General features: G+C 65.6%; 8 protein-coding genes. 3 read left to right on the top strand and 5 right to left on the bottom strand.

The window, feature by feature from the left end; all coding sequences use genetic code 11:
• The first annotated feature begins 64 nt into the window (after window positions 1-64).
• Window positions 65-979 (top strand): dihydrodipicolinate synthase family protein, encoded by a 915-nt coding sequence (locus DM450_RS10435; RefSeq protein WP_142634607.1) that lies wholly within the window; start codon window positions 65-67, stop codon window positions 977-979.
• Window positions 980-989: 10 nt separating this feature from the next.
• Complete coding sequence (locus DM450_RS10430; RefSeq protein ID WP_142634605.1) at window positions 990-1,988, top strand: 4-hydroxyproline epimerase; 999 nt, start codon at window positions 990-992, stop codon at window positions 1,986-1,988.
• 438 nt (window positions 1,989-2,426) lie between these two features.
• Here DM450_RS10430 and DM450_RS10425 read toward each other — a convergent pair whose 3' ends face one another.
• The 4 genes from DM450_RS10425 to DM450_RS10410 form a co-directional block, all read right to left on the bottom strand.
• Window positions 2,427-5,339, bottom strand: a complete 2,913-nt coding sequence (locus DM450_RS10425) for a TonB-dependent receptor (protein ID WP_242526097.1) — start codon at window positions 5,337-5,339, stop codon at window positions 2,427-2,429.
• Between the two features lie 222 nt (window positions 5,340-5,561).
• On the bottom strand, window positions 5,562-7,112 hold the full coding sequence (locus DM450_RS10420; RefSeq protein ID WP_221889435.1) for a glycoside hydrolase family 27 protein: 1,551 nt from the start codon (window positions 7,110-7,112) through the stop codon (window positions 5,562-5,564).
• An 86-nt stretch (window positions 7,113-7,198) separates the two neighbouring features.
• The gene (locus tag DM450_RS10415) at window positions 7,199-8,617 is read right to left on the bottom strand and encodes an amino acid permease (RefSeq protein ID WP_142634603.1); all 1,419 of its coding nucleotides are present in this window, start codon (window positions 8,615-8,617) and stop codon (window positions 7,199-7,201) included.
• Between the two features lie 19 nt (window positions 8,618-8,636).
• Complete coding sequence (locus tag DM450_RS10410; RefSeq protein ID WP_142634601.1) at window positions 8,637-9,293, bottom strand: GntR family transcriptional regulator; 657 nt, start codon at window positions 9,291-9,293, stop codon at window positions 8,637-8,639.
• A gap of 259 nt (window positions 9,294-9,552) precedes the next feature.
• Between DM450_RS10410 and DM450_RS10405 the strand changes: the two genes are divergently transcribed.
• Window positions 9,553-10,773 (top strand): NAD(P)/FAD-dependent oxidoreductase, encoded by a 1,221-nt coding sequence (locus DM450_RS10405; protein ID WP_142634599.1) that lies wholly within the window; start codon window positions 9,553-9,555, stop codon window positions 10,771-10,773.
• Between the two features lie 24 nt (window positions 10,774-10,797).
• Here the strand turns inward: DM450_RS10405 and DM450_RS10400 are convergent, their stop codons facing one another.
• A complete protein-coding gene (locus tag DM450_RS10400; protein WP_142634597.1) occupies window positions 10,798-13,104 on the bottom strand; it encodes a putative bifunctional diguanylate cyclase/phosphodiesterase in 2,307 nt (768 codons plus the stop codon).
• Window positions 13,105-13,218: the final 114 nt, after the last annotated feature.

The following is a 13,218-nucleotide window of genomic DNA, read 5'->3' as shown; positions in this document are numbered from 1 at the left end:
GCGATTTGTAATATCGTATACGATATTTAGATTAACCAGAAAACTCGCAGGAACGATTCTAGATATGGCTATTGGTTGGAAGGGCGTGTTCCCGGCTGTCACGACCCAGGTGCGTGAAGATCTCTCGCTTGATCTCGCTGATACCCAGCGTGTCGTCGACGACCTGATCAACGACGGCGTGACCGGCGTGATCGCGCTGGGCACCGTTGGTGAAAACAACTCGCTCGAATTCGACGAGAAGGTCCAGGTCCTCACCGCGATCGTCGAGGCCGTGAATGGCCGCGTTCCCGTGGTCACCGGCGTTTCGGAATTCGATACCCGTCGCGCGGTTCGTTATGCCCAGGCTGCCGAGAAGATCGGTGCCGACGGCCTCATGCTGCTGCCGCCGATGGTCTATGTGCCCAAGGCGCATGAACTCGTCGCGCACTTCAAGGGCGTTGCCGACCAGACCGGTCTGCCGATCATGCTCTACAACAACCCGCCGGCCTACCGCACGGTGATCGACAAGGACGTGCTGAGCGCGCTGGTCGATGTGAAGAACATCGTCGCCGTCAAGGAATCGGCACCCGATACCCGCCGCTTCACCGACTTCCGCAACACCTTCGGCGATCGCTACACGCTGTTCGCGGGTCTCGACGACGTGGCTCTGGAAGGTCTCTACCTCGGCGCGCAAGGCTGGGTTTCGGGCCTCACCAACGCCTTCCCCAAGGAGTCCGTCGAGCTGGTCAAGGCGTTCGAGCGCGGCGACCATGCCAAGGCCATGGAAATCTACCGCTGGTTCATGCCGCTGCTCCACCTCGATGCCGAGCATGACCTCGTGCAGTCGATCAAGCTGGCCGAGCAGGTCATGGGCCGCGGTTCGGAACGCGTCCTGCCGCCGCGCTACGTCCTCGAAGGCGAACGCCGCGCGGAAGTGATCGCGATGGTCGAGCGTGCCGCCGCAACCCGTCCCGACCTCACGGTCGCGGCAGCAGCATAAGGGAGCGTCGATGCGGCACACTTTCTTCTGCATCGACGGCCACACAGCCGGTAACCCCGTTCGCCTCGTGGCGGGCGGGGCTCCGCTGTTGAAGGGGGCCTCGATGTCCGAACGCCGGCAGGACTTCCTGTCGCGGTTCGACTGGATCCGCACGGGGCTTTGCTTCGAGCCGCGCGGGCATGACATGATGTCGGGCGGGTTTCTCTATCCGCCCTGCGATCCGGCCAACGACATCGGCATCCTGTTCATCGAGACCAGCGGCTGCCTGCCGATGTGCGGACACGGCACCATCGGCATGGTCACTTTCGGGCTCGAGCACGGGCTGATCCAGCCCGCGACGCCGGGCAAGCTGCGCGTCGAGGTTCCAGCCGGCGTGATCGAGATCGCCTACGAGACCAATGGTCCCAAGGTCACTTCGGTACGCATCACCAATGTCCCCGCCTATGTCGCCGAGCGCGGCATCGAGGTGGACGTGGAAGGCATTGGACCGCTCTCGATCGACGTGTCCTACGGCGGCAACTACTACGCCATCGTCGAGCCTCAGGGCAGCTACACCGGGCTAGACGATCTTGGCGCATCGCGCATCGTCGAGCTTTCCGGCCGCATCCGCGAAGCCGTGCGTGCGAAGTACGAGCCGGTCCATCCGCTGGATTCGACGATCCGCGGCGTCAGCCACATCCTCTGGGCCGACAAACCCAAGCATGAGGGCGCCGATGGCCGCAACGCCGTGTTCTACGGCGACAAGGCAATCGACCGCAGCCCTTGCGGTACGGGCACCTCGGCACGCATCGCGCACCTGCATGCCACCGGCCGCCTTAAGGTGGGTGAGCGCTTCGTGCACGAGAGCTACATCTGCAGCCGCTTCATCGGCCGCGTCGAACAGGAAGTCATGCTGGGCGACAAGCCGGCGATCATTCCCTCGATCGAGGGTTCTGCCATCGCCACCGGCTTCAACACCATCTGGATCGACCGCGAGGATCCGTTCTGGGCTGGTTTCCAGGTAACCTGATCACGATACCCACCCGTTCGGCGGGTCTGCATTCCCTCTCCGCCGACGAATTCATGCCCCCGCCGGAACCCTCCGGCGGGGGCCTTTTTGTGTCTGTGCAGGAGAGGGGCATCGCCATCCTTCGATGGCAGCGCGTCCGCGGCGGGGCAATGGACCGTTCGTCCGGCCGCGGTGAGGTCACGGCGCCACGGCGCGTCCTTCGGGAATTCCACCTGGGCGCGTGACAAGGGTCCGAGAGGCCTATCGTGATTTGGGGGCAGGGGACCAGGTTCAGGCGATGGCGATGTGGCGTCCCGGCTGCGCCGTGCGGGCGTCACGGCTATGCATGGCGCGTCAAAGCGGCAAAAGAAAACCCGCCCGAACCTCGAAAGGCCGGGCGGGTTCCGTATCGCGGCGACGGTCCCGAGGATGGGCGGGAGCCGTCGCCGAAAGGCAGGATCAGAAGTTGGCGGTGAAGCCGATGAAGATCGTGCGGCCGAGCGCGTCGTAGACGCCCGGGTAGGTGTTGCCGTTGCCGAACGAGGAGAGCACGCCTGCGGCGAGGGCCGGCGGATCCTTGTCGAACATGTTGTTCACGCCCGCGCGCAGGGTGAACTGCTTGTCGATCGCCTGCGAGAGCGAGAGATCGAAGTAGTTGTAGGCATCGATCTTGCGATTGATGATGCTCGGCGTGCCGGTGAGGAACGGGTTGTCCGAAAGGCTCGACAGCTTGGTGCCGCCGATGTGGCGCCAGGACAGCGAGACGGTGGTGTCGCTTTCGCCCATCCAGGTCAGGCGCGCGACGTGGCGCCATTCGGGGTTGGGCTGGCCGCAGGTGTAGCCGAAGTAGCCCTTGCAGTCGTACGAGCCCATGCCCGGAACCGGCTCTGCCTTCTGTTCGGCAAGCCAGGTGCCGACGACGTTGAAGTTGAGCTGGCCGGCGCCGCCGAGCGGCAGGGTGTAGTCCGCCGTGACGTCGATGCCGGAGGTCTTGAGGTAGCCGGTGTTGAGCGTGGTCGAGACGATATAGCCCGCGTTCTGGCCGAACAGGGCGCCCGAGCGCGGATCGCGCTTGAACAGGCCGCAGAAGTAGGGATCACCCGTCGATGCACACTGGCTGATGATCAGCGAGGGGGCAATCGAGCCGATGTAGTCCTTCACCTTGATGTTGAAGTAGTCGACCGAGAGCGAGAAGCGGCGCAGGGCCTTCGGCGTCAGCACGAAGCCGACAGTGTAGGTGTCTGCGGTTTCGGGCTTGAGCGCGGTATTGCCACCGCCGAGCGCGGAGCAGGTGTCGCTCGGGCATTCGACGATCTTGCCGTACTGCGCGGCCGTCACGCCGGTCAGTTCGCAGACTGCCAGCGAGGCGGTCGGCGTGGCGCCGGCGCAGGGATCGATGGCCGACACGTTGCCGACCGACTGGGCGCCGAACAGCTCGCCGACGTTGGGCGCGCGGATGGCGTGGTTGTAGCTGGCGCGGATGCGCAGGTCGTCAACCGGCTGCCAGCTCAGTTCGGCCTTGTAGGTCCACACGTTGTAGCTGGAACCGAGGCCGGTCGAGTGCTGCTTGTTGTCGTAGGACGAGTAGCGCAGGCCGCCGTTGATGCTGAGCGAGCGGATGAACGGCTGGTCTTCGATCAGCGGCACTTCGATTTCGCCGTAGGCTTCGGTCACGCTGATGACGCCGTCGGTATCGACGGTGCCGTTCTGCTGGGCGACTTCGTCTGCCGTGAACTTGAGCGTCTCGCGGCGACGTTCCGCACCCAGCGCGATGCCGACGCCGTGGCTGGCCCAGGGCAGGGTCACGCCCATCTCGCCCAGGTCGCCGCTCAGCGAGCCCGAGAACACCGACAGCGAGTTGCGCGAGGCGGTGTTGCTCTCGGTGAAGAGGTAGGCGGCCTGTTCGGCGGTCACGCCGCCGGGCGTGAACACGTTGACCGGGATGCAGTTCGGATCGGTGCCGTTGACCACCGAACGGCAGGTCGCCACGCCATTGACGCTCACCACGTCAAGCGCGCGGGCCGCCTTCACCTGGTCGACGTCGTTCATGTAGGTCTCGTTGTACTTGACCAGCGAGTACATGTAATTGACGTCGTAGGAGAAACCGCTGCCCAGGTCGCCCTTGAGGCCGGCCGAATAGCGGTAGTCGTTGTAGCGCAGGTTGTCGCGGCGCGGCGCCACGTTCATGCGGTAGGCGACCAGCGAGTCTTCGGTGGTGTCGGTGCCCGCCGCGCTGCCGCAGATCGCGTTGAGCTGCGCGGCACTGGCGTAGGGATGGTTGCACGGGATCGCGAAGGCCGTGCCCAGCCAGATGGCCGAGGGTGCGACCTGCGAGAAGGTCTGGTCGTGCATGTACATGAAGCTGCCGTAAAGCTGGGCAGCCTTGCTGAAGTCGAAGTGTGCGAAACCACCGGCGGTGATGCGCTCGTCCGAACGCTGGAAGTAGTTGTCCGGCGCGTAGTTGTAGGCATAGGAATTGTCGTAGGGGACGAGCGTGCCGTCACCGCTGCGGTTGTTGACCAGCGTCTGGCCCTGGTAGGCGCTCTTGTCCGAAAGCGGCACGAACGAACCGAACGGCGAGTTGCTCGAACCGCCGCAGTAGAGGCCGGTACCGGCATCGTCGAGCTGGTTGAGCGCGCAGGACGACACGTCGCGATCCGACTGGCGAACCGGGCTGAAGTGGCGATAGCCGCCGAACACGGTGATGTTGCCACGGCCGTCGGCGAAGTTCTTGCCCGCCGCGATGGTGATGTCCTGCTTGCCGCCGTCGACCACCGACTTCGGTGCCGGGGTATAGTCCTTTGCGGTCAGCAGGCTGCGGATGGAGCTGTTGTCGTTGGTGTGCTGCGCGAAACCGGCCTGTGCGTCGATGCGAACACCGTCGAGGTCCTTCTTGAGCACGAAGTTGACCACGCCCGAAAGCGCGTCCGAACCGTAGACGGCCGAGGCGCCGCCCGACACGACGTCGACGCGCTCGACCAGGCTGCTGGGCACGAAGTTGAGGTTGACCGCCTGCGAAGGCATCAGGCGCTGGCCGTCAAGCAGGACGAGCACGCGGTTCGAGCCGAGGTTGCGCAAGTTGATCTTGGAGGTGCCGTCCGAGCCGTTCGAGACGTTCTCGTTGGCGTCGGCGGTGAACTGCGGCAGGCGGTTCAGCACCTGCTCGACCGTGGTCGCGCCCTGATACTTGAATTCCTCGGAGGAAACGATCGTCTGCGGGCTGTTGCTGGCAAGATCGGGGCGCTTGATGCGCGTGCCGGTGATGACGATGTCGGCGGCCGGAGCCGCGTCGTCCTGGGCGTAGGCAGCCTGCGAAGCGGCGGTGCCGACGGCGATCGCGGTCATTGCGGCCGCGCAATAAAGTGTCCTCATTCGACCCTTCATGGGTGTGAACTCCCCTTGGTTGTTGCACCGAGGTTGCGACACATTTCGCGACAAGTCAAATATAGTATACGAAATATGTTATCTGTAGCAAAAATGCCGCAATCGCCGTGACTTGCCCGGAAATCTGCGGTTTTCAGGAGGGGGAGGCGCACGAAAAAGGGCGCTGCACGATGACAGCGCCCTCCCGAATCATCTGAGTTTTAGGCCGGCTCAGCTGGCCTTTGCGCCGTGGACGACAACCATCACCACGCCCCGCGCCGGGACCTGATAGCCGGCGGGCAGGGCGGCCGAGCGGGCGCCGCTCCACACGTCCTCGACATTGTCGATTGCGGCAAGCCCTGCGTCGGCCGGAGTGAGCGCAAGCGGTGCGGGGGCATCGCCGCGATTGAACAGCGCGAGCGCAACGCGGCCGTCGGCAAGCGGCTTGCTCCAGACTTCCATCGTGCCGGCCTTGCGCACGGCCTTGCCCTGCACGCCAAGCGCATCCTGATCGACGGCGATGACGCGGCGATTGGTAAGCATGGCCAGCGTTTCCGCGCTCATCTCGCGCAGGTCATGGCCCATCATCAGCGGCGCTGCGGACATCGCCCAGAGCGACATGTGGGTGCGGTATTCATCCCCGCTCATGCCGCCATTGCCGATTTCCAGCATGTCGGGGTCGTTCCAGCCGTGCGGTCCGGCCCAGGCGGGGTTGCCGTTCTTGTCGAAGCCGATCTTGGCCATCGTCGGGTAATCGTCGGTGATGTCGCCGGTCGTGCGCCAGAGCTGGCCGCCGACGTCGCGGCCCCAGCTGCCGACGTCGAAACGGCCATATTCGCACAGCGAGAACAGGATGTCGCGCCCGGTCCGCTTGCCGGCTTCCTGCAGCGCCTTGCCCATTTCATAGTAGCTGCGCTTCACGGTGTCGGCATCGGCGTAGAACCATTCACCGGAGCACAGGTCGTACTTGAGGTAGTCGAAGCCCCAGTCGGCATAGGTATCGGCGTCCTGCTTCACATGGCCGTAGCTGCCGATGTAGCCCGCGCAGGTCTTCGGCCCCTGCGAGGAGTAGATGCCGATCTTCAGGCCCTTGGAATGGACGTAGGCGGTCAGCGCCTTCATGTCGGGGAACTTGGCATTGGGCTGGAGCACGCCCTTGGCATCGCGTTCGCCCTGCCAGCCGTCGTCGATGTTGATGTAGATATAGCCGGCGTCGCGCAGGCCGGAGGAGACCATGGCATCGGCCATCGCGCGCACGGTCTTGTCGTCGATGTGTTCGGCGAACTTGTTCCAGCTGCTCCAGCCCATCGGCGGAGTGGCGGCCAGCTTGCTGGGGATCGGCGTGCCCATCGCCGGAAGCGCGGTGAACTGGAAGGCGCGGGCCTTGGCGTCCTTCGCGGTGCCGGGGCGGCCGGTGCTGTCCACTTCCGATTCCCAGATCCGGCCCTTGAGGTGGGCGCGGCCGTCCTCGATGGCGACGCTCCACGGGCGCGTCGGGTGGTCGCGGTCGTTGAGGTTGCGGGCCTCGAACTTCAGCACGCCGCCTTCGATGTGCGGGTTCATCATCTCGACCGGGCCGTACCACTTGGTGGTGACCGAGCCGGCGATCTTGCCGCCCTTGGAGGTGATTTCCATCATCGTTACGCCGGGGGTGGGCGGGGTGTCGTCGAACAGCCAGACGCCGTCGTAGGCGGTCTTGGCGAGAACCGGAGAGGTGCTGGCAAGCAGCGCGCCTGCCAGCATGGGGCCAAGGGCGGCGGCTTTGATAAGAGCGTGTTTCATCGCGATCTCCTTGGACCGTGTCGCATTCGGATAAGGGGGCGGGAAGGGGGGCGGGGAATGCCCGGGAGGGCATCCCCCGGACAGGTTTACGAAGCAGCCTTGGCTTCGAGAGCGGCTTCGCTGCGGCTGCGGCCATAGAGGCAGTAGGCGAGGAGGCCGATGACGTTCCAGGCGCCGAAGCGGACCAGCGTCGTCGAGGGCAGGCTGAACAGCAGGTAGGCGCAGCCCAGGATCGTCAGGGTGCCGACCAGATAGGGCTGCGGGCACTTGAACAGGCGCGGCAGCTGCGGCGAGCGGCGGCGCAGGATCATCAGGCAGGCGCCGACCGAGATAAAGGCGATCAGCGTACCGGCATTGGCCAGTTCGGCAATCTCATCGAGGCGGAAGATACCGGCGACGAGGGCGATCGAGACGCCGGTGATCAGCGTGATGCGGGTCGGCGCGCCGGTGCGCGGACTGATCTTGGCAAGGCTGCGCGGCAGCAGGCCGTCACGCGCCATCACGAAGAACACGCGGCTCTGGCCGTACATCATCACGAGGATGACCGAGGGCAGCGCCAGAACGGCGGCAAGCGCGATCAGGTGCGCGGCAACCGGCTGGCCAAGCTGGCGCAGCACGAGGGCGAGCGGTTCGGGCGAGTTGGCAAGCTGCTGGAAGGGCAGGGCACCGATCGCCGAGATGGCGACGGCCATGTAGATCGCGGTGCACACGACCATCGAACCGACGATGCCGATGGTGAGGTCACGGCCCGGGTTCTTGGCTTCCTCGGCCGAAGTGGCGACGGCATCGAAACCGTAGAAGGCGAAGAACACGATGGCCGCCGCCGCCATCACGCCGCGCTGCATGCCGCCCACTTCGGTGCTGGCAAAGCCGTAAGGCATGAAGGGGTGCATGTTATCGGCATTAAAGGCTGGGGCCGCCATGAACACGAAGATCGACAGCGCGACCAGCTTGATGATGACGAGAATGATATTCAGCGTCGCGCTTTCGCGCGTGCCGGCGATCAGCATGCCCATCACCGCGAGGGCGACAAGTACCGCAGGCATGTTGATGATGCCGCCGCCATGCGGGCCGACCAGCAGGGCGTGGGGCAGGTGGATGCCGGCGGATTCGATCCAGCCGACCAGATAGCCGGACCAGCCGACCGCCACCGTGGAGCAGGCCAGCGAATATTCGAGGATCAGGCTCCAGCCCACCACCCAGGCGACGGTTTCGCCCATCGCGGCGTAGGAGAACGTATAGGCGCTGCCCGCGGCCGGGATCATCGTGGCCATCTCGGCGTAGGCGAGCGCGGCGCAGGCGCAGACCGCACCGGCGACGGCAAAGGCCAGGATCACGGCGGGGCCGGCGCGCTCGGCGCCGACGCCCGTCAGTGTGTAGATGCCGGTGCCGACGATCGCGCCGACGCCAAGGGCGATCAGGTGCGGCCAGCTCAGTGTCTTGGCGAGGGAGTGTCCGGAATCGCGTTGCGACAGTTTTTCTATGGATTTACGCGGTCCGAGCATTCGGTCCCCCCGATCTGGTTCAGCCGGTCTGAGCGGCAGTGAAATGGGCACGCAAGTCGTCAAGCGTGCTGGCGATGTGTTGGGTGAGCAGGCCCTGCACCTTTGCCGCATCTCCGGCGAGCCAGGCATCGAGCAGGTCACGGTGTTCCATGTGGGCGCGGTCGCCGCGTCCGGCCGGTTCGAGGTGCGAGAGCACATAACGCTCGGCCAGGACTTCAAGGCGCTCGACCAGCTGGGTGGTCAGCAGGCGCTTGCCCGGGCGCACCAGCGCAACGTGGAATTCGCGGTTGCGCACGGCCACTTCGGCCAGGTTGTCCTTGGCCGCGACATCGAGGATTTCGAACGCCTTGATGGCGGCCTGCTTGTCATCCGCGTCGGCGAGGGTGCAGGCATAGGCTGCGGCGACCGGTTCGATCGAAAGGCGAAGCTGGTAGATTTCCTCGGCCTGGTCGGTCGACATCGGGCGGACGAACCACCCGCGATTGGCCTGGCTGGTCAGCAGGCCTTCATGTTCGAGCCGGGCGAGTGCCTCGCGCAGGGGGATCTTGCTGACGCCGAGTTCGGCGGCCAGTGCATCCTGGCGCACGGGCTCCATCACGGGTAGCTTCCCTTCGACGATCCTTTCGCGGATCACGTCGAAAATGCGTTCAGCAAGGGTGCGGACGACGATTGTCACCTGGAAGTCTCCGTATCATGTACCGCGGCGCCGATCATGGGCGCAGCGGGTGTAACGTATACGGTAGATGATGACTCCGGTCGCCGCAATCGAACCAAATTACATTTCCGCAACGCGACATTGGCCATTGCCATGTGCGGCGCGTGGCTTGCAGTCGGAAAGGCGGAAACGGTGGACATGCGGTCGGAAAACCTTGCCTGGTGATCGTGCTGACTATATATGGTATACGATCTAATCGAAGCAATGCAACGGAGTTTTTGTGGGGCGTACAGCAATCGTCGGCGGCGGGGTCGTGGGGCTTTGCACGGGCATCGCCCTGCTGGACGCGGGGCGTGCGGTCACCGTGGTCGACGACGACCTCGCGGGCGCGGCGGCATCGTGGGGCAATGCCGGCCATATCGCCGTCGAGCAGGTGGAGCCGCTGGCCTCGATGGAAGCCGTGCGCAGCCTGCCGGGCCGACTGTTCTCGCGCGGCGGCGCGCTGGCGTTTCCGCCTTCCGCGATCGGCCGGTGGTTGCCGTTCGGACTGCGCTTGCTGGCTGCATCGCGCCCGGCGCAGTTCCGCAAGGGCTGCGCGGCGCTGCGTCCGCTGATGGCAGAGGCGATGCCGGCCTGGCGCACCATGGCCGATGCCATCGGCGCGCCGGATCTGCTGCGCGAGGATGGCCATTTCATCGTCTGGCACGGTGAACAGGCTGCGATTTCCGGGCGCAAGGCCTGGGAAAGCGCGGATACCGGTGCCGCGCGTGTCCAGGACGTCAGCGCGGCCGAGCGTGCGGTGCTGGATGGTCTTGGCGCCCAGCCGGCGGCGGGGGCGGTGCGTTTTACCGGCAGCGGGCAGATTGCCGACCTCGGCGATCTCCGCAAGGCGCTGCGCGCGGCGTTCGTGCAGCGCGGCGGGGTGATCGTGGAGCGCCACGCGGAACTGCACGTGCAAGGCGGCAAGGCCGTCCTGCCGGGCGTGGAGGCCGATACGATCCTGATCTGCGCCGGCGTGCGTTCGCGTGCCCTGATGGAAGCGGCCGGCCACAAGGTGCCGATCATTGCCGAGCGCGGCTATCACGTGCGCGCGGATGCTTCAGGTTGGGCGGCGGACTTGCCTCCCGTGGTGTTCGAGGAACGCTCGATGATCGTCACGCGCTACCGCGACTGCGTGCAGGCGGCGAGCTTTGTCGAACTGGGCGATCCCGACGCGCCTGCCGATCCCCGCAAGTGGGAGCGTCTCGAACGCCATGTGCGCGAACTGGGACTGCCGTTCGCGGGGCCGTTCCGGCGCTGGATGGGCTGCCGCCCGACGTTGCCGGACTACCTGCCCGCGATCGGTCGCTCGCGCCGGGTCGACAACCTGCATTATGCCTTCGGGCACCAGCATCTCGGCCTGACGCTGGCGCCGATCACGGCCCGGCTCATGGCGGCGGCGATGGCGGGCGGGGAGCCGGTGGCACAACTGGCGCCCTTCGACATCGAGCGTTTTGCGTAAGGGCGTCCGCCGGTCGGCGGCCGTTCAGGCCGCCGACTGGTCGTGTACAAAACTGCGGTTGCGGAACAGCCCGAGGGCGTCGCGTGCCGACATCGGGCGGCCGAAATAGTAGCCCTGGATCTTGCGGCAACCGAGCTGGCGGATCATTTCGACTTCCTTCTCGGTCTCCGCGCCTTCCGCCGTGGTCGACATGTCGAGGCTGTCCGCCATGGCAACGACGGCGCGGATGATCGCGAGGCTTTCGGCATTGCCGGTCGCGGCGCCCTGCACGAAGGAGCGGTCGACCTTGATGGTCGAGAAGCGCAGCTTGCGCAGGTAGCCGAGCGAGGAATAGCCGGTGCCGAAGTCGTCGAGCGCGATCTTGCAGCCCAGCGCCATGACCTGTTCCAGCGCCGAACGGGCAAGGGTGGCATCGCGCAGGAAGATGCTTTCGGTCACTTCCAGTTCGAGGCGCGAGGCGGAGAGCCCGCTCTGGGTGAGGGCGGCGACGACGCTCGGCGCGAAGTTGTGGTCGAGGAGTTGCTCGCCCGAGACGTTGACCGCCACGCGCACATGCTCGGGCCAGTTCATCGCCTCGCGGCAGGCTTCCTTGAGCACCCATTCGCCGATCGGGACGATCAGGCGGGTGTCTTCGGCCAGCGGGATGAACTTTGCCGGGCTGACGAAGCCGTGTTCCTTGCTGTTCCAACGCAGCAGGGCCTCGAACGAGAGCACGCCTTCGCTATGGGCATCGACCACGGGCTGGTAATTGAGCGTGAATTCCTCGCGCTGGAGCGCCGCGCGCAGCGAGAATTCGAGCTGGCGGCGCTCTTCGGCATGGGCGTGGAGCGCGGGCTCGTACGTGTAATGGGCGTTGCCGCCGCCGTCCTTCGAACGGTAGAGGGCAAGGTCGGCATTGCGCATCAGCGTCTCGACCGTCTGCCCGTCGCGCGGGCCGATCGCGGAGCCGACCGAGGCGCCCACGTAAAGCGTATGATGGTCCACGTGGTAGGGCTGCGACAGGGAGTGGATCACCCGCTGCGCCACGCGGTTCACATGTTCGAGGTCCGAAGCATCGCGGATGACGATGGCGAATTCGTCGCCGCCGAGGCGGCCGCACAGTTCGCTGTCGGTCATCTGGCTCTTGAGCCGCTCGGACACGCGGGCGAGCAACTGGTCGCCGACGAGGTGGCCTAGCGTGTCGTTGACGGCCTTGAACCGGTCGAGGTCGATCATCAGGAAGGCGCAGCGGGTGCGCCACTGTTCGGCATAGACCAGTGCTTCGCCCAGGGCCTCGGTCAGCATCAGGCGGTTGGGCAGGCCGGTCAGCGTATCGTAGCGGGCGAGCCAGGCGATCTTGTCGGAATTCTCGCGCGCTTCGGTGACGTCCGAGCCGACGCCGCGGAAGCCGTCGAACTGGCCGTTGTCGCTGATCTTGGGGGTGCCGGAAAGCTCCCACCAGCGCGGGTGGCCGTCAATCGAGACGCGCACCAGCACGTTCGAGAAGCTCTCGCGGCGCTTGAGGCGTTCGGCAAGGTCATGAAGGCTGGGAGGGAACTGGCCGCTGTCCCAGGCGGAGCCGGCGATCAGCTGGATGAAGGGGACGCCTTCGATCTCGGAGGCATCGCGGCCCAGGGCAAAGGCGAAGCGGGGGGACACGGCGCGCACGCGGCGGGCGGTGTCGATCTGCCAGAGCCAGTCGGCCTCGCCCTCCTCGAACTCGCGCAGCAGCATCGAGACGACCTCGTCACGCTCGTGCATGCCGGCTTCGGCAACCTTGGTCGAAAGGTACTGGCGCGCGCTTTCCACGGCCCCGGCAATGACGACGCCCACGAAGGCCAGGCCGACCAGCGCCATGTCATAGGTGCCAAGGACGATGAAGTAGGCGATCGTCGAGCCGCCGACGATGCTGGTGAAGATCAGCGTGCCCAGCGGTACGCCGGGCACCAGAACCGCGCAGGCGGTCATCAGCATGGCGACCACGGTCCAGAGTTTGACTTGTACCTGCTGGTCGACGAAGGGCCCGAAAGCGCAGACCGGGATGGCCCAGATCACCGCGCGGGCAATCACTGTCACGGCATGGCTGCGAATTTCGGCGCGGGCCAGGCGGCGCCGTTCGGCATCGGCGAACTGGCGCTCGTTTCGCATGCCCCACCACAGGACGATGAAGGCGCAGCCCGCCCAGCCGGCTATGGCGAGAGGGGGCAGGTGGCGCAGCAGCACCGCGATGGCGGCGATGATGGCCGCCACTTGTGTTGCCATGCGTACAGCCTTCGCGCGGGCAAGGCAGGAGTACTGGAGACCGCGAAGGTGTGCCCAGTCACCCTCTGCCGGCTCGGTAAAACCGAGCACGGCAAGGACGGGCAGCTCCTTCGGGAGAGCTTGAGGTGATTGCGACCGTTTTTCCACGTAGTCTGGATAGCGGCTGAAGGGTTATTATGAGGTAAAAGGGCGCGGGCCCCGGCA

Source organism: Sphingomonas sp. IC081 (genome assembly GCF_006874585.1).
Lineage (GTDB): Bacteria > Pseudomonadota > Alphaproteobacteria > Sphingomonadales > Sphingomonadaceae > Novosphingobium.
This window is presented reverse-complemented; position numbering and strand designations above follow the sequence as displayed.